The organism is Neisseria sp. (genome assembly GCF_030523955.1).
Lineage (GTDB): Bacteria > Pseudomonadota > Gammaproteobacteria > Burkholderiales > Neisseriaceae > Neisseria.
Window position 1 is genome coordinate 20,420 of record NZ_JAUNHL010000025.1, and the last position, 19,109, is coordinate 39,528.

General features: G+C 51.9%; 16 protein-coding genes, 1 tRNA gene and 1 pseudogene. 8 read left to right on the top strand and 10 right to left on the bottom strand.

Annotated features, from left to right (window positions below; genetic code table 11):
• Positions 1 to 135 precede the first annotated feature (135 nt).
• From Q4C79_RS06905 to Q4C79_RS06915, 3 genes are all read right to left on the bottom strand, one after another.
• Positions 136 to 1,095: a beta-ketoacyl-ACP synthase III gene (locus tag Q4C79_RS06905; protein ID WP_303090289.1), complete on the bottom strand. Its 960-nt coding sequence runs from the start codon at positions 1,093 to 1,095 to the stop codon at positions 136 to 138.
• Positions 1,096 to 1,223: 128 nt separating this feature from the next.
• Positions 1,224 to 2,291 (bottom strand): phosphate acyltransferase PlsX, encoded by a 1,068-nt coding sequence (plsX, locus tag Q4C79_RS06910; protein ID WP_303090290.1) that lies wholly within the window; start codon positions 2,289 to 2,291, stop codon positions 1,224 to 1,226.
• Positions 2,292 to 2,480: 189 nt separating this feature from the next.
• A complete protein-coding gene (locus tag Q4C79_RS06915; RefSeq protein WP_303090291.1) occupies positions 2,481 to 3,026 on the bottom strand; it encodes a phosphoribosyltransferase in 546 nt (181 codons plus the stop codon).
• Positions 3,027 to 3,297: 271 nt separating this feature from the next.
• Here Q4C79_RS06915 and Q4C79_RS06920 point away from each other — a divergent pair, with 271 nt between their 5' ends.
• Positions 3,298 to 4,650, top strand: coding sequence for a putrescine aminotransferase (locus Q4C79_RS06920; protein WP_303090292.1), 1,353 nt, complete (start codon positions 3,298 to 3,300; stop codon positions 4,648 to 4,650).
• Positions 4,651 to 4,911: 261 nt separating this feature from the next.
• On the opposite strand, the gene rpmF is transcribed toward Q4C79_RS06920, so the two are convergent.
• Together rpmF and Q4C79_RS06930 are read right to left on the bottom strand one after the other, a co-directional pair.
• The gene (gene rpmF / locus Q4C79_RS06925) at positions 4,912 to 5,091 is read right to left on the bottom strand and encodes a 50S ribosomal protein L32 (RefSeq protein ID WP_009118910.1); all 180 of its coding nucleotides are present in this window, start codon (positions 5,089 to 5,091) and stop codon (positions 4,912 to 4,914) included.
• 33 nt (positions 5,092 to 5,124) lie between these two features.
• The gene (locus tag Q4C79_RS06930; protein ID WP_303090293.1) at positions 5,125 to 5,628 is read right to left on the bottom strand and encodes a DUF177 domain-containing protein; all 504 of its coding nucleotides are present in this window, start codon (positions 5,626 to 5,628) and stop codon (positions 5,125 to 5,127) included.
• Between the two features lie 51 nt (positions 5,629 to 5,679).
• On the opposite strand from Q4C79_RS06930, the gene Q4C79_RS06935 reads away from it, so the two are divergent.
• The 5 genes from Q4C79_RS06935 (at position 5,680) to aroQ (ending at position 10,784) form a co-directional block, all read left to right on the top strand.
• On the top strand, positions 5,680 to 6,270 hold the full coding sequence (locus Q4C79_RS06935; RefSeq protein WP_303090294.1) for a nucleoside triphosphate pyrophosphatase: 591 nt from the start codon (positions 5,680 to 5,682) through the stop codon (positions 6,268 to 6,270).
• Positions 6,271 to 6,297: 27 nt separating this feature from the next.
• Positions 6,298 to 7,008, top strand: a complete 711-nt coding sequence (locus Q4C79_RS06940; protein WP_303090295.1) for an SAM-dependent methyltransferase — start codon at positions 6,298 to 6,300, stop codon at positions 7,006 to 7,008.
• Positions 7,009 to 7,058: 50 nt separating this feature from the next.
• Positions 7,059 to 7,135: transfer RNA gene (locus Q4C79_RS06945), tRNA-Pro, on the top strand.
• Positions 7,136 to 7,372: 237 nt separating this feature from the next.
• On the top strand, positions 7,373 to 10,009 hold the full coding sequence (leuS, locus tag Q4C79_RS06950) for a leucine--tRNA ligase (RefSeq protein ID WP_303090305.1): 2,637 nt from the start codon (positions 7,373 to 7,375) through the stop codon (positions 10,007 to 10,009).
• 334 nt (positions 10,010 to 10,343) lie between these two features.
• Positions 10,344 to 10,784 (top strand): type II 3-dehydroquinate dehydratase, encoded by a 441-nt coding sequence (gene aroQ, locus Q4C79_RS06955; RefSeq protein ID WP_303090296.1) that lies wholly within the window; start codon positions 10,344 to 10,346, stop codon positions 10,782 to 10,784.
• Positions 10,785 to 10,995: 211 nt separating this feature from the next.
• Here aroQ and Q4C79_RS06960 read toward each other — a convergent pair whose 3' ends face one another.
• The 3 genes from Q4C79_RS06960 to Q4C79_RS06970 all read right to left on the bottom strand — a co-directional run bounded on the left by Q4C79_RS06960 (position 10,996) and on the right by Q4C79_RS06970 (position 15,229).
• Positions 10,996 to 12,495, bottom strand: coding sequence for a CoA-acylating methylmalonate-semialdehyde dehydrogenase (locus tag Q4C79_RS06960; RefSeq protein WP_303090297.1), 1,500 nt, complete (start codon positions 12,493 to 12,495; stop codon positions 10,996 to 10,998).
• A 144-nt stretch (positions 12,496 to 12,639) separates the two neighbouring features.
• Positions 12,640 to 13,800 carry an iron-containing alcohol dehydrogenase gene (locus Q4C79_RS06965; RefSeq protein ID WP_303090298.1) on the bottom strand — a complete coding sequence of 387 codons (1,161 nt, stop codon included), beginning with the start codon at positions 13,798 to 13,800 and terminating at the stop codon, positions 12,640 to 12,642.
• A gap of 37 nt (positions 13,801 to 13,837) precedes the next feature.
• Positions 13,838 to 15,229 (bottom strand): GntP family permease, encoded by a 1,392-nt coding sequence (locus Q4C79_RS06970; RefSeq protein ID WP_303090299.1) that lies wholly within the window; start codon positions 15,227 to 15,229, stop codon positions 13,838 to 13,840.
• A gap of 207 nt (positions 15,230 to 15,436) precedes the next feature.
• Between Q4C79_RS06970 and Q4C79_RS06975 the strand changes: the two genes are divergently transcribed.
• Complete coding sequence (locus Q4C79_RS06975; protein ID WP_303090300.1) at positions 15,437 to 16,228, top strand: IclR family transcriptional regulator; 792 nt, start codon at positions 15,437 to 15,439, stop codon at positions 16,226 to 16,228.
• Positions 16,229 to 16,879: 651 nt separating this feature from the next.
• Here the strand turns inward: Q4C79_RS06975 and Q4C79_RS13205 are convergent.
• Both Q4C79_RS13205 and mmsB read right to left on the bottom strand, forming a co-directional pair.
• A pseudogene (locus Q4C79_RS13205) lies at positions 16,880 to 17,029 on the bottom strand (lipoprotein signal peptidase); the annotation flags it as partial.
• Entirely contained in the window at positions 17,026 to 17,949 is a 924-nt protein-coding gene (gene mmsB, locus Q4C79_RS06980; protein WP_303090301.1) for a 3-hydroxyisobutyrate dehydrogenase, read from the bottom strand. The pseudogene Q4C79_RS13205 and the gene mmsB, both read right to left, overlap by 4 nt.
• A 122-nt stretch (positions 17,950 to 18,071) precedes the next feature.
• On the opposite strand from mmsB, the gene Q4C79_RS06985 reads away from it, so the two are divergent.
• Entirely contained in the window at positions 18,072 to 18,869 is a 798-nt protein-coding gene (locus tag Q4C79_RS06985; RefSeq protein WP_303090302.1) for a 3-hydroxybutyrate dehydrogenase, read from the top strand.
• The last annotated feature ends 240 nt before the right edge of the window (positions 18,870 to 19,109 follow it).

Genomic DNA, 19,109 nt, shown 5'->3' on the forward strand with positions numbered 1-19,109 from the left:
TTTGTTTTTTATTTTATTTTTTAGAAACCTCTTTACTTCATTTTGCCCTTATCAATTTTGGATAGTCTGTTTTTGATTTTAATCTGATTTGCTATGTAATATTTTTCATTACGAACGGTAATCAAATACCTTCAATTAATATTTCACCAATACCGCACCCCAAGCAAAGCCGCCACCTATGCCTTCCAGCAGCAATGTTTGGCCCCGTTTGATCTGTCCGGCTTTAATGGCTGTATCCATAGCCAAAGGAATGGAAGCTGCCGAAGTATTGCCGTGATCCTGAACGGTTAACACCACACGATCCATGCCTATACCAAGATGCTTGGCGGTACTCTCGATAATACGTTTGTTCGCTTGATGCGGCACAATCCAATCCACATCATCGGTACTCATGCCGGCTTCCCGCAACACATCTTCCGCAGCCTGCGATAAGGTTTTTACGGCAAATTTAAACACGGCCTGTCCGTCCATTTTTAAAAACGGCGAGCCGACGATTTCGCCGTTAGCCATTTGCGCGGGCACGTTGAGCATATCCAAATAACTGCCGTCGGCCTGCAATTTGCTATGCACAATACCCGGCTCGTCGGATGCGCCGAGTACCACCGCACCCGCACCGTCGCCGAATAATACGCAGGTAGTCCGATCGTTCCAATCCATAATACGGCTGAAAATTTCGGCGCCAATCACCAATGCTTTTTTCGACATGCCGCTTTTGATATAGGCATTGGCAGTACTAATGGCATACATAAAACCGGCACACACCGCCTGAACATCGAATGCCGGGCAACCGCCTATACCGAGTTTGTGCTGCACCATAGTAGCTGTAGCCGGAAACTGCATATCCGGTGTGGCGGTGGCAACGATGATCAAATCGATTTCGGCAGCATCCACGCCGGCATCAGCCAATGCAGCTTTGGCCGCATGTACGGCCAAATCGCTGGTTTTTTCATTATCGGCGGCAATGTGCCGGTTTTTAATACCGGTACGCGTACTGATCCATTCGTCGGAAGTATCGACAAATTTGGCCAAGTCTTCGTTGCTGACGCGTTTGGCAGGCAGATAACTGCCCGTTCCAAGAATTTTTGCATACTGCATGGCTAGCGGCCTTTTATGGGTTGTTATTTTAGAATAATCGTATTGTATTCAATCTATAAGATTCGCTCAATCTAAATTAGAGCATCACCTCTCTGGCTTTTTGTCGACGGTAAAGAGCCCATAAATACTCAGCCGATATTATCAGCAATAGCCGTGTGCTCGGTTTCTATTTTCTGTTCAGCCAACACCGCCAGTTGCGCCGCGACACCTTGTTCTATTTTAGTCAAACTGTCAGCTTTGGCTTCGTGATACGCCTCTTCCAGCGCATAACTGAAGCCTGCCGCATCGGTACCGCCGTGGCTTTTTACGACAACCCCGCGCAAACCGAGAAAAATCGCTCCGTTGAAACGGCGGGGATCAAAACGGCTTTTCAGACTTTTGAGCGAAGGCATAGCCAACAAGGCGGCTGCTTTGTTTAACAAACTGCCGCCAAACTCTTCTTTAAGTTTGGTTCCCAGAAATTTCACTACGCCTTCAATGGTTTTTAACGCAATATTGCCGACAAAACCATCCGCCACCACCACATCGACATCATCACGAAAAATACCGTTGCCCTCAACATTGCCGATAAAATTCAATTTACTGGCTTTCAAGAATTTGAAGGTCTGTTTGACGGTATCATTTCCTTTAATGTCTTCGGTGCCTACGTTCAGCAAACCGATACGGGGCTGCCCTTTTTCAGGATGCAGTGCCTGCACCAATTCGCTTCCGAGTACGGCAAACTGCACCAGCTGTTCGGCGGTACAATCGACATTACCCCCCAAATCCAGCATCAGCGTCATGTGGTCATTGCTCGGAGAGGGCAGGAATTTGGCGATTGCCGGTCGCTCGATACCGGGAATGGTTTTCAGCACAAAACGCGCAGTTGCCATCAACGCACCGGTATTGCCGGCCGATACCGCCGCCTGCGCCGCCCCATCCTTTACTTGATTAACAGCCACACGCATGGAGGAATCTTTTTTATTTTTCAGCGCCAATTGCGGTGCTTCGTCCATCTCTACCACTTGGCTTGCATGAACGATATCTATGCGGTCCATCGGCGCGTTTGCGGCAGCCAGAGCAGCTTTAACCTGCGTTTCATCACCCACCATAATCAGGCGCACATCGGTTTTTTGCTGTAAGAATGCAACGGCTCCCGGGACGGTAACGTCCAGCCCTGCATCTCCGCCCATCGCATCTACTGCCAATGTAATCATCTATACTGCCTCCATTACGCTCAATCAAGAAATCAGACAGAATGCCTGTCTGAAAAATCAGTAAACCGTTGTTTCGGTTTTTTTCAAAATAAACATTTTAAATAAACAGGATGCCTTTGATACTTTTCAGACAGGCATCCTCATCGGCTAACCCCGGTCGCCACTACCCATTTGGTACAAATCGGGGCTTTAATCGATGTGTTTGTCAGCCGCCCAACCGACCGAGGCCGCCAAACGGTTATGCTCGTCAATATCGTCGGCATCCCAAGGATAGTTAATCCAAGCATCCCCCAGCGTAATGCCGCTGTAATACGGCAAACCTTCCGGCAACTTACCTTTTTTCGGCTTGATTTTCTCATGCAAAACCGCCACGCCGATGGTATTAAATGGTTCTTTTTTCAATTCTTTCAGCACAAATTCCAACGTTACCCGGCTATCGTCCACTTCGTCCACCACCAAAATATTGCGGCCGACCAAAGTATCCGGCAAGGGATCGAGCCATTGTACTTTTCTCACCTCATCGGCCGTTTTGCCGCAGGTTTCCGAATCATAATAAGCCGTTGTCACCGCATAAACCGGAATATCGAGGAAACAGCGCAAGATACGCGCAGGAATAAACCCGCCGCCGCCAATGGCTACCATCGCATCATATTTTACGCCGTCTTGCTGGATTTTCAGCGCCAAACCGCGCAATACGCGGTGTATATCATCATAGGTATACCAGACTTTTTCCATCGTTCCATCACCTGAAAATGGGCACGCCGAGGCAATATGCCCGATTAAAATGAATTGCGAAGTATATAACGATAAGCTATATTCGGTATAGGGCTTCCCATTTCCCCTTGTTTTATATTTATTTTTTATATATGAACAACCTTTCAGACAGGCATTGCACAAAAATATGCCTGTCTGAAACAGAAAGAGGAAATACAGAGTAAGCACCGGCGTTTACCGCAGAACAATGTTTACCGGGCCCCCGTTATCCACTACAGAAATGGAGCATTATATGAGTAACTATCAAGCCATCAGCCAAGATTTGGCCAGAGTGATAGGCTATATCCATGCCGACCAAATCGATGAAGCCGAACAAAAACGAATCACTCAAGAAACCCTAGAAGCATTTGACCAATACGTTAGCCCAGGTTGGCTGAAATACCGAAAATCGGTCTCCACCGACTCCACCACCCTCGAATGGCGCGACCACGGCGCTATCTGCGAAAGCTTGGACGGCAAGCAATTTATCGACTGCCTGGGCGGCTTCGGCGTCTTTACTTTCGGCCACCACAACCCCGAAATCATCAATACCGTCAAAGCGCAGCTAGATCACCAAGCGCTCCACTCCCAAGAACTGCTCGACCCCTTACGCGGCTATCTCGCGCGCACCTTGGCCGCCATTACCCCCGGCGACCTGCAACACAGCTTTTTCACCAACGGCGGCGCCGAAGCCGTTGAAATGGCACTCAAACTCGCCCGTATCGCCACCGGCAAAAAATGGTATATCTCCACCGTAAACGGCTTTCACGGCAAATCAATGGGCGCCGTATCCATGACCGGCAAAGGCACTTACCGCGAACCTTACGGACCGATGGTTCAACACGTACAACACATCGAATACGGCAACGCCGAAGATGCACGCAAAGCCATCCGCAACCTGCAAGCCGCCGGCGAGAGCGTAGCCGCCATGATTGTCGAACCCATCCAAGGCGAAGCCGGCGTGATTGTACCGCCGCCGGGTTACCTGCAATCCTTACGCGAAATCTGCGACGAATACGGCGTCGTGCTGATTTTCGATGAAATTCAGACAGGCATGGCTCGTACCGGCACCATTTGGCGTTGCGAAGCCGAAGGCGTTACCCCCGACATCCTCACTTACGGCAAAGCCTTCGGCGGCGGCGTAATGCCGATTACCGGCATCATCTGCCGCCCGCACCTCTGGACCCAGCAACTAATCGACAACCCCTGGCTGCTCGGCTCACCCACTTTCGGCGGCAATCCCGTCTGCGCCGCCGCCGCACTGGCCGCCATCAAATACATGCTGGATAACGACATTGCCGGCGAATGCCGCCACAAAGGCGAGTTAATCAAAAACGGCCTGAACGACATTCTTGCCAAATACCCCGATTTGGTCAGCGACGTACGCGGCACCGGCCTGATGTTGGCAATTGAATTCGTTGAAACCAAAGTCGGCTATGCCGTTGCCAAAGGCATGTTTGCCCGCGGCGTATTAACCGCCGGCACTTTGGTTAACGCAAAAAGTATCCGCATCCAGCCGCCGGCCTTGATTACCGAAGAACAAATCGCCGCCGTTTTGCAGCACATGGACGCAGCGCTGGCCGATATACGCAATAACGGCTGCTAATCCATCCTAACTACTTCAATAACTAGATCATACTCGGGTAACCCTACCCGAGTATTTTTTGGCCGTAAGACAGCAGATTCCCGACAGTACAACCATATAGCGGATTTAATTACTTCGATACAAGGCGCAGCAGAGCCTTCGCGAAGGTTAAGTTAATCCGCTATATCGAAACAGCCCGAAACCACCAATATGCCTGTCTGAAAAAATACGAAAAGCGGAAACCCGAACTGATTCGGATTTCCGCCTGATTCATTGCCAAACTTATTCGTCTTTGGCTTTTACCACTTTACGGCCACGGTACATACCATTGGGAGAAATATGGTGCGGACGGTGCACTTCGCCGGTAGCGCTGTCCACCGACAAAGCCGGTGCAGTCAGCGCATCGTGCGAGCGGTGCATACCGCGTTTAGAGGGAGATTTTTTATTTTGTTGAACGGCCATTTCAAGCTCCTAAAATAATAAAGATAAAACCGGTTAGCTGCCGCTTTTCAGCCCTGCCAAAACGGCAAACGGATTGGGTTTGTCCTGATTGATTTTGTCCAAGGCATCACTTTCGCAATCATCGTGGCGAGGAGAAAACGGCAACGCCATCAGAATCTGATCTTCCAACAATGTGCGCACATCCAGCTCTTTTTCGGACACCATGCCTTCCAACTCTTCATCAGAAAGCATCGCCTCGTCCAAACTTTCCTCATCGGCAAACAGCACGATACGGCTGCGTTCTGCCAATTCAAAAGGCATGGGCTGCAAACAACGCTGGCACACCAGCGAGAGCCTGCCTTCGATAGACAATTCCAAAAACAAGCGTTGCCAACGATCGCAGCCGCCCTGAAGCGTGTACGACAATTCGGCTGCAGAGTCGGCGAGATAATCGTGCGACCACACGCGCTCATCCAAATCCTTCAGCGCGATTTTGCCCTGCAAACGCAGTTTTCCGGCGGCAAAGGAACCGGGTTCAATCAAATTAGCGGGTAACATAAACGCACTATGATATAATTTTCAGGTATTAAGGTCAATGTTTTTACATAGATGAATAAGCAACTTCCGTTAATCTTAGCTTCATCCTCGGTTTTCCGCCGCGCACAACTGGAAAAACTCGGCATCCCCTTCGAGAGTGCCGTACCTGATTTCGACGAAACTCCAGCCGATGGCGAACATGCGCAAGACACCGCCCTGCGGCTGTCCACTGGCAAAGCCCGCTCGCTGACCGCCCGTTTTCCGCGTGCACTGATTATCGGCGCCGACCAAGTGGCCTACTGCAACGGCCGTCAGCTCGGCAAACCGATGAACGTAGCAAATGCACAACACATGCTGGCCGAATTAAGCGGCCAACGCATTGAATTTTTCAGCGCCGTTTGCCTGCTCAATACCGTTTCAGACAGGCTTTACACCCATGTCGACCATACCGTTGTCACCATGCGCAATCTTAGCAACATACAAATCCGCCGCTATCTGGAGCGCGAACCCGATGCGATTTATTGCGCCGGCGCCGCCAAAAGCGAAGGTTTGGGCGCCGCCCTGCTCCACCGGATAGACAGCAGCGACCCGAATGCCTTAATCGGCCTGCCGATATTCAGACTATTGGATTTTCTGGCGGTCGAAGGCGTTGAAATACTGTAACCCGATTATTTTTCAGACAGGCCTCCCATGCCCCCTATTCTTTATCTTATTCCCACCCCGCTGGGCACCCCCGACACTCCCTGCCTGCTGCCGAACGAACAGGCGCAAATTATCGGCCTCACCGACTTCGTAGTCGAAGCCGAAAAAACCGCACGTTCGCATTTAAAACATTTGGGCATTACCACCCCCATCCGCGAATTGAATCTGCAAACGCTCAACGAACACACCGATCCGAAAACCTTGCCCGAACTGCTGAAACCCTTGCAACAAGGCCGCAGCATGGGCCTCCTCAGCGAGGCCGGTTGCCCGGCAGTGGCCGATCCCGGCGCCAATCTGGTAGCGCTGGCGCACACACACGGTTTTGAGGTACACCCCTTGGTCGGCCCCTCCAGCTTGCTGTTGGCTTTAATGGCTTCCGGCGCCAACGGCCAGAATTTCGCTTTCAAAGGCTATCTGCCGGCGGAAAAAAACGAACGGATTGCCGCACTGAAAGCGCTGGAACAACGTTCACGCCAATACAACGAAACCCAGCTGTTTATCGAAACGCCTTACCGCAACAACGCCCTGCTCGCCGACGCCGTCGCCACCCTGCACCCAGCCACCCGTTTATGCACCGCCTGCGATTTAACTTTACCGACACAAACCATTATCAGCCGCCCGATTGCCGATTGGAAAAAAGCAGACAGCTTGCCGGATTTTAAAAAACGCCCGACTATTTTTGTGCTGCATGCCGGCTAAACCGGCTGCTTGCCAAACCGCAATTTCCCCGCTATAATGCCCAGCTTATTCGGAATGTAGCGCAGTCTGGTAGCGCACTTCGTTCGGGACGAAGGGGTCGGAGGTTCGAATCCTCTCATTCCGACCAAACACCGCCCGCTTTGATGATTCAAAGCGGGCAATTTTAATTTTGCCGGCAAACCAATCTCACTCAACCGGCTCATTCCACCGTTTTCACTTTGTTTCCTACCTCAACATGCCTGTCTGAAAACAGCACTCGTTTTTCAGACAGGCATGCGGATATTTCCTGCGAATCCATAACGCGAAGCTGTTATAATTCCGCCTTATCTTTTTAAATCCATAAACGCAACGCCGAAACAACATGATGCAAGAACACTACCAACCGTCCGCCGTCGAGCCGGCCGCACAAACCAAGTGGGACGAAGCCCGCTTGTTCAATGTATCCGAAGACACTTCCAAACCCAAATACTACTGCCTCTCCATGTTCCCCTACCCCAGCGGCAAGCTTCACATGGGACATGTGCGCAACTACACCATCGGCGACGTATTGAGCCGCTACAAATTGCTCAACGGCTTTAACGTTTTGCAACCGATGGGCTGGGACGCCTTCGGCATGCCCGCCGAAAATGCGGCGATCGATCGCAAAGTCGCCCCCGCCAAATGGACTTACGAAAACATCGACTACATGCGTCGGCAGCTCAAAAGCCTGGGTTTTGCATTCGATTGGGAACGCGAGTTGGCCACCTGCACGCCCGAATACTACCGTTGGGAGCAGCTGCTGTTTACCAAGCTGTTTGAAAAAGGCGTGGTGTATAAAAAACTGGGTACCGTCAACTGGGATCCGGTCGACCACACCGTTCTGGCCAACGAGCAGGTTATCGACGGACGCGGCTGGCGCTCGGGTGCGCTGGTGGAAAAACGCGAAATCCCGATGTATTACTTCAAAATCACCGATTACGCCGAACAATTGCTGGCCGATTTGGAAGAATTGAATTGGCCGGAACAGGTAAAAACCATGCAACGCAACTGGATCGGCAAATCGCGCGGCATGACGGTTCGTTTCGCCTTAGAGGCCGCCAGCCAAGACGGCCTGCCGCCTGAACACCGCGATTTCATTCAGGTTTATACCACCCGCCCCGATACTTTGTTTGGCGCTTGCGCAGTGGTGGTGGCCGCCGAGCACCCGTTGGCAACCGCCGCAGCCGAAGGCAATCCGGAGTTGCAAGCCTTTATTGCCGAGTGCAAGGCCGGCAGCGTAGCCGAGGCCGACATGGCCACCATGGAGAAAAAAGGCATACCCACCGGCCGCTTTGTCACCAACCCGTTAAACGGCGAACCCTTGCCGGTGTGGATCGCAAACTATGTGATTTGGGGCTATGGCGACGGCGCGGTGATGGTGGTGCCGGCGCACGACGAGCGCGACTTTGCTTTTGCCCAGAAATATGACCTGCGCATCAAACAAGTGATTGACGTGCCTAACGCGCCCGCTGCCTACGATGCGCAAAACTGGCAAGACTGGTACGGTGAGAAAGAAAACGTTCGCCTGATAGACAGCGGCGAATTCAGCGGCATGGATTTTCAGACAGCCTTCGATGCCATCGCCGCCAAGCTGCAAAGCCTGGGTGCAGGCGAACCGAAAACCCAATACCGCCTGCGCGACTGGGGCATCTCCCGCCAACGCTACTGGGGCTGCCCGATTCCGATTATCCACTGTGAAAGCTGCGGCGATGTGCCGGTACCCGCCGATCAATTGCCTGTGGTCTTACCGGAAGACGTGATTCCCGACGGCGCAGGCTCGCCTTTGGCCAAAATGCCTGAGTTTTACCAAACCACCTGCCCCTGCTGCGGCCAAGCGGCCAAACGCGAAACCGATACCATGGATACCTTTATGGAATCGAGCTGGTACCAGTTCCGCTATATGTCGCCCAAATTCGACGGCGGCATGGTTAAACCAGAAGCAGCGCAATACTGGCAGTCTGCCGACCAATATATCGGCGGCATCGAACACGCTATCTTGCACCTCTTGTACGCCCGTTTCTTCACCAAGCTGATGCATGAAGAAAACATCGTGGCCGCCAAAGAACCGTTCCAAAGCCTGCTCACGCAAGGCATGGTGTTGCAAGCCACTTATTACCGCGAGCCGGAAGGTGGCAAAAAGCAATGGTTCAACCCGGCCGAAGTAGACGTGCAAACCGATGAAAAAGGCCGCCCGATAGCCGCTGTTTTGCGCGCCGACGGTCAGCCGGTTACCATCGGCGGCGTAGAAAAAATGTCGAAATCGAAAAACAACGGCGTTGATCCGCAAGAGTTGATCGAAGCCTACGGCGCCGATACCGCCCGCCTGTTTATGATGTTTGCGTCACCGCCCGAACAATCGCTGGAATGGAGCGACGCCGGCGTGGAAGGCGCGCACCGTTTCCTGCGCCGCCTGTGGCGCACCGTGTACGAGTTTAAACATAACGGCGGCACAACGACAGCGTTTAGCGGCAGCCAAGAAGGCTTGGGCAAAGAATTGCAGGAATTGCGCCACAAGCTGCACAGTACCATCGCCAAAGTAAGCGACGACTACGGCCGCCGCCTGCAATTTAACACCGCCATCGCCGCTGTGATGGAATTGCTCAACCAATACGACAAAACCGATACCGCCGGCGAGCAAGGCCGTGCCGTGGCGCAAGAAGTACTCGAAGCCGTGGTCCGCCTGCTGTGGCCGATTGTGCCGCACATCTGCGAAGCCTTATGGAGCGAGCTGCGCCCAGATATCGCTCTGTGGCAAAAAGGCTGGCCGAAAGCGGACGAAGCCGCATTAGTGAAATCGGAAATCGAAATCATGGTGCAAGTAAACGGCAAGCTGCGCGGCAAAATCACCGTACCGGCCGACGCATCAAAAGAAGCGGTTGAAGCCGCCGCACTCGCTACCGACGGCGCCGTGAAATTTATGGAAGGCAAAGCGGCGAAGAAAATCATCGTCGTACCCGGCCGTTTGGTGAATATCGTGGTGTAAACGCCAAACAGTTTCCTGATATAACCAATGCCTGTCTGAAAACAAGCTTGCGCGTTTTGGCGAAGCTAAAAGTTTTCAGACAGGCATTTTCTCATATCCTCTGCACCGATTAATCCCGTTATAACAGCTATTCTCTTGATAAACAAATACACATCTGAATCCATTGCGAAAATACGCTATACTTTTGTATACGAAAAAGAAAGCATCATCGAAGGAAAACATAAGCAGTCGTCCACGCGACTTCAAAACGTCATCATACAAGCAATGTTTTCTGCCAAATGATATGCCTGTCTGAAAACAAACCAACCGAAAATCCACTGCATAGGAGAACTCCATGACTTCCGTTCTGGTTATCAACGGCCCCAACCTCAACCTGCTCGGCACCCGCGAGCCGCATATTTACGGCGCAGAAACGCTTGCCGATGTCGAAAACCATCTGACACAAACCGGCAGCGATCTTGGCATGAGTGTCAGCTGTTTCCAAAGCAACAGCGAAGGCGACATTGTTAGCCGTATTCATCAAGCACGCGGCGAAACCGATTACATCATCATCAATGCCGGCGCCTACACCCATACCAGCGTCGCCATCCGCGATGCCATCAGCGGTGTTGACATTCCGTTTGTAGAAGTCCATATCTCCAACGTCCACGCCCGCGAAGCCTTCCGCCACCACTCTTATTTGTCCGACAAAGCCGTCGGCGTAATCGTCGGCCTCGGCACCTACGGCTACGAAGCCGCCTTGCGTTTCTTACACCGCCAACCAAACAAAAAATAAGTTTTCCGGCATATAAATTCCGGCGTCATTTACAGTATTTTCGTTAATACCGTGAATGACGCCGGAATTTTTACCAATAAACTGTTATAGCGGATTAAATTAATTTTCGATACAAGGCAGCAAGCCGCAGACAGTACAAGTAGTACGGCAAGGCGCAGCAACGCCGTAGCGAAAGTTAAGTTGATTCGCTATACAGCCGACTGGCAGCGGCTCAGCCTAAAGTGGGCATGGAGAACACCGCGCCTTCGCGTACTTCGGAAGTCGGCCAGCGTTGGGTAACGGTTTTGCGGCGGGTGTAGAAACGGGTGCCGTCGGGGCCGTAGGTGCCCAAATCGCCGAACATCGACTGCTTCCAGCCGCCGAAGCTGTGGTAAGCCACCGGCACGGGCAATGGGATGTTGATGCCAACCATGCCCACCAGGATATTGTCAGCGAAATAGCGGGCGGCTTCGCCGTCGCGGGTATAGATGCAGGTGCCGTTGCCGTAGATGTGGTTGTTGATCAGATCCATCGCCTCTTGCATGGTCTTCACGCGCACTACCTGCAACACCGGGCCGAAGATTTCTTCCTGATAGCTCACCATATCGGGGGTAACGTGATCGATCAACGTGCCGCCGAGGTAGAAGCCGTTTTCATAGCCGGGTACGCTGGGGTTGCGGCCGTCCACCACGATGGTGGCGCCCTGCTCTTCGGCGCTGGCAATGTAACCTTCCACTTTGGCTTTGTGCGCGGCAGTAATCAGCGGGCCGAAATGATTGGATTTGTCGGAAAACGGGCCGACTTTCATGGTTTTCATGCCTTCTTTGATACCGGCCACCATGCGTTCGGCGATTTCATCACCCACGGCCACCGCTACCGACAAGGCCATGCAGCGCTCGCCGGAAGAACCGAATGCTGCGCCCAACAGGGAATTGACCACATTGTCCAAATCGGCATCCGGCAACACGATGGCATGGTTTTTCGCGCCGCCGAGTGCTTGGCAGCGCTTGCCGTTGGCGGTGGCGGTGGCGTAGATGTATTTGGCGATCGGGGTGGAACCGACAAAGCTGACGGCCTGCACGCGGTTGTCGGTCAGCAGGGTATCCACCGCTTCTTTGCCGCCGTTCACCACGTTCAACACGCCGTCGGGCAAACCGGCTTCCTGCATCAGTTGCGCCAAAAACAGGCATACGCTCGGATCGCGCTCGGACGGCTTCAATACAAAGGTGTTGCCGCACACGATGGCCAGCGGAAACATCCACAGCGGCACCATAGCCGGGAAGTTGAACGGGGTGATGCCGGCCACCACGCCCAAGGGTTGGAAGTCGCTCCAAGAATCGATGTCGGGGCCGACGTTTTTGCTGTATTCGCCTTTGAGCATTTCGGGTGCGCCGCAGGCGAACTCCACATTTTCGATGCCGCGCTGTAATTCGCCGGCGGCATCGTGCACGATCTTGCCGTGTTCCGAACCGATTAATTCGCAGATTTTGTCGCGGTTCTGCTCCAGCAGCTCTTTATAGCGGAACATGATGCGCGCGCGTTTCATCACCGGTGTTTTGCGCCACTCGGGAAACGCGGCCTGCGCGGCGGCAACGGCTTCTTCTACCGTGGCTTTGCCCGCCAACGCCACTTGCTTGCTGACTTCGCCGGTGGAAGGATTGTAAACATCTTGCGTGTGGGCGGTATCGTTGATGATTTTGCCGTTGATAAAGTGGCCGACAATGTGTGTCATGATATTTCTCCTTTAAAAATCAAAATATATAAATTGAAATGCTTGTTCTTTTCAGACGGCCTGATATTGATGAAGGCCGTCTGAACAAACGGAATGCCTGTCTGAACCGGAAACCTACTTTCGGCAGCTTGCATTAAACTGTAGCTACCAAAGCTCGCGGTAAATGGCAACGATTTCTTCTTTAGCGGGAATGCGCGGATTGTTGCCGGGCGAACCTGAAGCCAGTGCCTGCTCGGCCATGATTTCCACCACCGCGTCGAAATCGGCTTTCTGCACGCCGAATTCGGCCAAAGTCGGCACTTTCAATTCGCGGTTCAAGGCAACCAATTCATCAAGCAGCTTGCGGTTGGCGGTATCGGTGTCGTCGCCGGCAGCGGCCACGCCGATGGCTCGGGCGCAGTCGGCGTAACGCTCCGCCGCCGCCGGAATGGAATAAGCGGTTACGGCGGGCAGCAGCATCGCGTTCGACAAGCCGTGCGGCACATGGAAAAACGCGCCGATCGGGCGGCTCATGCCGTGCACCAACGCCACGGAAGCGTTGTTAAAAGCAATGCCTGCCAGCGTCGAACCCAACATCATGGCTTCGCGTGCGGCGCGGTTGCCGCCGTCGTGATACACCGTACGCAGATTGGGGCCGATCAGGCGCATAGCCGCCAAAGCCTGGCTGTCACTGTATAAACCCGCTTTGCGGCTGACATAGGCCTCGATAGCATGGGTGAGCGCGTCAATGCCGGTGTCGGCGGTGGTGCGCGGCGGCACGCTGAGACTTAAGGTGTAATCGATAATGGCGGCCGTGGGCATAAAAGCGGTGCCGACGCACAATAATTTTTCACTGTTGGCTTCGTCGGTGATCACCGTAACTTTGGTGCATTCCGAGCCGGTACCCGCCGTGGTGGGTATGGCAATCAGCGGTAAGCCTTTTTCGCTGACCAGACGCGGAAAACAATAATCGCGTATCGTGCCGCCGAATTTGCCCATCACGGCAATCGCTTTGGCGCTGTCTATCGGGCTGCCGCCGCCCAATGCAATCACTACGTCGTAACTGCCGTTTTGCACCATCGCCACGCCGCCCATAATCGACGATGCCGTCGGCTCGGGAACTGTGTCATCATACACGTCCGCTACAATACCCGCCTCACGCAGCACAGAGAGCACTTGCTCCGCATAACCCAACTGCACCATCATTTTGTCGGTAACCAGCAGCGGTTTGCTGCCGCCCATCGCACGCACAAATTCCGGCAGTTTCTCGCAAGCCCCACTGCCGATCTGCATCATGCGGGGCAAAACAATGGATTGAATGCTCATTTGTTTCTCCTTCTTAATTTAGGCCGTCTGAAAGCCTTCAAAACGAGCCGAACATCGTACCGAACGTAATCACCGCCACTAAAGCCAATAGCGGCACCACCACGGCAACAATGAAGATATCCAGATAAGATTCTTTATGGGTTAAACCGCAGATCGCCAACATGGTAATCACCGCGCCGTTATGGGGCAGCGCATCCAATCCGCCGGAAGCAATCGACGCCACACGGTGCATCAACTCGGGCGAAATACCGAATTGCTGCGCCATCTGCATATAGGTTTCGCCCATCACGTTCAACACGATACTCATGCCGCCCGAGGCCGAGCCGGTAATCCCCGCCATCACGTTAATCACAATCGCTTCGGAAATCAGCGGATTGTTAGGCGACAAACCGACCATAAAATCACGCAAAATCACAAAACCAGCCAAAGTGGCAATGACCGAACCGTAACCCACTTCGGATGCGGTGTTGAAAATCGGCAGGAGCGAACCCATCGCACCGTCGTTCACCGATTTTTTCAGGTTGCGCCAATATTTCATGTTGGCAAACACCAACATCAAACAACCTGCCAGCAAGGCCACGATAATCGCCCACAAACCCGATACCGCGCTCAGCGACGTACCACCAAACTTCTTATCGGCCAGATAAGCCGTATCCATAACGGGGAATAAAAATTTGCTCAACACATAATTCAACACGATAACCACTACAATCGGTGCCAAAGCCTGAAGCAGAGTCGGCAAATGTTTGAAATCCTGCTCTTTGATATTGGCATCATGATGCTCGCCGTAACCCTCACCCGCCGATAACGCGGTTTTCAGACGGCGCTGCATCCACCATACCCCGCCGGCAAACATAATCACACCGGCAATCAAGCCCAAGCCCGGTGCGGCAAAAGCATCGGTTTCAAAATAAGGCATCGGAATCGCATTCTGAATTGAAGGCGTGCCCGGCATCGCCGTCATAGTGAACGTGAGCGCCCCCACGGCAATCGCCCCGGGAATCAATCGCTTCGGAATATTGATTTCGCGAAACAGCGCAGCCGCAATCGGATACACGGCAAAGGTCACCACAAACACCGACACACCGCCGTAAGTGAGCACCGCCGAAGCCACGATAATCGAAAGCAAAGCCTTCTGCTTGCCAAACTTCTCAACCAGCGCATAAGCAATGCTGTGCGCCGCACCCGAATCTTCCATCAGCTTGCCGAATACTGCGCCCAACAAAAAAATAGGGAAAAACTTAATCGCAAATCCGCCCATGCCCTGCATGAAAACCTGCGTGTAAGTGCCTAAAAGTTCATTACTCGGCGCACTGAACAATACCGCCAACATGGCAAGGATAGGCGCCAGAATCAACACGCTGACACCGCGGTAGGCCAGATACATCAGCAAAAGCAGCGATAATATGATGCCTGTCAAACTCAACATATCACATCTCCTCTGTATATTAATATTATTTGTATTTTGATACAAATTGTATCGTTTTATAAATTAATTCAACAAAACGGAAAAATGAAATGGAATTTTCTGATGGCTTCAATCAAATTATTTGTTATATAATTGATTTATAAGGCTAAAAATATACAATTTAAGCATATTGTTTTTACTTATATCATTGATTGGAATACTGAAAATATGTCTGAAAGCAACCGTGACCGCGGTTCGTCCATCACCCGCGTATTAGAAATTATCGAAGCGGTGGCCTCTGCCGGCAGACCGCCGGTGCCGCAGGATTTAATCCGTGATTTGCATATCCCCAAACCCAGCCTGCACCGCCTGTTACAGCTTTTGGAAAGCGAGCAATTCATCCAACAAGATATTCAAGGCGGTATCGTTCCCGGTATCCGTGCGCTGCGTTTAAGCGTAAACATTTGGCAAAACAAACACTATAAATTGAGCCGCGAAGCGGTATTGTCTTCGTTGTCGGCCAAAATAGGCGAAACCTGCGGTATTACCGTGCCAAACGGCAGCATGATGTCCTACACCGACCGCGTGCAAACCAACTGGCCTTTACAGGTTTATCTGCCCAGCGGTACCCAAGTCCCGCTCTACTGCACCGCAGGCGGCAAGCTCTATCTCAGCACGCTGCCCACAAGCAAACGCCGCCAGCTATTAACCCATATTCCACTGACGCGCATGACAAAAAACACCTTATCAGGCGCATCCGAACTGGAGCAGGACGTCAAAGTAACCGAACAGCGCGGCTACGGCACGGATAACGAAGAATTCATCGCCGGCATGGTGGGTTTCGCCGTGCCTATTTACGATGAAGGCGGCCAGTTTGTCGGCGGACTCTATACGCACGCACCCACTATCCGCAAAAACCTGCCCGATTTGCTTGCCTTCCTGCCTGATATGCAGCAGGCGGCCAAAGAAATCAGCGCCCTACTGTCTGAAACACATAACAGCCTGAAAAAATCAATCTGAATCAAAGCCCGATGCCTTTTTACAAATTGTCTAGGGTCTGCCGACAATTAACCGGCGAAGCGGTTTTTTAAGGCAAAAACCGCGTATGCAAGGCAAAAAGCACAGCAAGGTTGAACACCTTGCGAGCATTTTTAACGCCGCAGACGGGTTTTTTTGGCCAAAAACACCGCCGTTGCGTTAATTGTCGACAGACCCTAGGCCGTCTGAAATACCCAACCACCGTCATACCCACGCAGGCAGGGATGCATGGATTGTTGCTCCTGAAACTGTTACATCAAATGTTTCAAAACCGAAAAACATGGTAAATCCCCGGTGATATTATTGGTTCAAACAAAATTCCACATCGGCAAAAAACTCTACTATTGAATCAGCGCCTTAGCAAGTTAGGTGCGATATAAAATGCCTGTCTGAAAATATATAAACCAATATTTTCAGACAGGCATTTTCTTGTTTTTGTCATTTCCTTACAGCAATGGCTTTTTCCTCCGCCCCCATAATACCCGTTTGCTGGTTTCGCCGGCATCCGGGCGCTTCACCCATACGCGCGGGATAATTCACCGGCGCACAGTTGCTGGAATGGATGAACGCCGTAGCGAAAGTTAAGCTAATCCGCGATATGAGGCCGTCTGAAAATAAAGTTTTCGCCATATGAGACCTTTGCAAAACCCCCAGATGAGGATGCAGTTCAAGGCGTAGCAGCGCAGCGAGCGCAGACATATCAGATAGATAGGCAAGCGAGCGAGCAGCGCACAACGCAGAAATGCGCCGCAGATGGGGGTTTTGCAAAGGTCTCCATATCATTCAGGCAACACCTGAGGCAGATACAACCCCAGCACGGCTGAAAAATCCAAATCTGCGTTACCCTCTTCGGCGGCAAACCGTTCATACAGCAAACGTGCTTGCCCGCCCATCGGCGTATCTTGCGGCGTATGCCGCGCCAACTCTTCTGCCAAACGCAAGTCTTTCAGCATCAGCTTACTCATAAACCCATTGCGGTAGGCCCTACCTGCCGGCGCATTCGGCATTACGCCCGGATAGGGGTTATAACCGTTTAACACCCAGTTGCCCCCGGAGCTTTTCGCCATAATGTCCGACAATACCGCCGGATCCAGCCCGTTTTGCACCCCCAATGCCACCGCTTCGGCCGTACCCGCCATCAACACACCCAACAGCATATTGTTGCAGATTTTAGCCACCTGGCCGGCCCCGTGCCCGCCGGCATGGAAAATATTTTTCCCCATCGCCTGCAACAGCGGCAATATGCGTTCGAAATGCTCCCTTTGCGCCCCTACCATAAAACTAAGCGTGCCTGCCGCCGCCCCGGCTATACCGCCCGATACCGGCGCATCAGCAAAAGCAATACCGCGCTTGGCAGCTTCGGCTGCCACTAAACGGGCATCTTCGGCGGCAATCGTGCTGCAATCGATGGCAAAAGCACCTTCCGGCAAAACTGCCAACACCCCCTGTCGCCCTTCGGCGCCCAAATACACACTTTTCACATGTTCGCCGGCAGGAAGCATTGTTAACACGATATCCGCCACAGCAGCCGCTTCTTGAACAGAACCGCCGTCCCGTGCACCTGCCTCAACCAAAGCAGCCACTGCGGCTGTATTCAAATCCACCACGCTGACAATATAACCGTGTTTCAACAAATTAACCGCCATCGGCGCTCCCATATTGCCCAATCCGATAAAAGCAATGTGTTTGACTTGGTTATTCATTTCTGTTTCTCCTGTATATTTAAATTACTACATAACAATCCTACAATAATTGCTAAATGATACAAATTGTATTATTTTATGACTAAAATCACAAATTTTGAATAACACGAAGGAGAACCGCCATGAATTCTAATAAAACCTATTGCCTACAAGGCAAAACAGCTTTAATTACCGGCGCAGGAGGCGGTATCGGTCGCGCCATTGCCGAACAATATGCCCGTGCAGGTGCATATGTGGGCGTGTCCGATATCAATTTGGCAGCCGCCCAACAAACGGTTGAGGCTATCCAATCGCAGGGAGGGCGGGCTATTGCATTAAAAACGGATGTATGCAGCGAATCCGATGTACAACAAACTACCGACCGGCTGGTGTCTGCCACAGGCCGTTTGGATATTTTGATTTCCAATGCCGGCATCCAAATTATTGCACCTATCGACCAACTGTCTTTTTCCGATTGGCAGCGCATGCTCGATATCCACTTGAACGGCGCTTTCCTCACAACCCGGTCTGCCTTGAAATATATGTATCCGCAAGGTAGCGGCACCGTAATTTATATGGGTTCGGTACACTCCCACGAAGCCAGTCTCTACAAAGCGCCTTACATCACCGCCAAACACGGCTTATTAGGCTTAACCCGTGCATTGGCGAAAGAGGGGGCGCAACACGGCGTCCGCGCCCATGCGATTTGCCCGGGCTTTGTCAAAACACCCCTAGTAGAAAAACAGATTCCGGAACAGGCCCAGGCCAAAGGAATCAGTGAAGAAGAGGTGATTAAAAACATCATGCTGGGCAGCACGGTTGACGGCGAATTCACCACTACTGCCGATATCGCCCAGCTCGCTTTATTTCTCGCGTCATTCCCGACCAATGTTTTTACCGGACAATCTTTTATTGCCAGCCACGGTTGGGGGATGAAATAAATCAGCTTTTTAATAAAAAGAAACGCTTCCATACCAAGTAATTTAATCATCATTTTTGTATGAATATTAATCATTAATTTAGATGTAAAAAATTGGAGCATTGTTTCCCGTTTCCGGTACCGTTGTATTTGTTCTCTTCTGGGTAAAAAAACATTTTTGTATTCAAAACTTTTAAATCTTTGCAATTTTTGGCGTAAGGGACAAAATGGGTGCTAAAAATCCTTGAAAGCCTTATCCTGA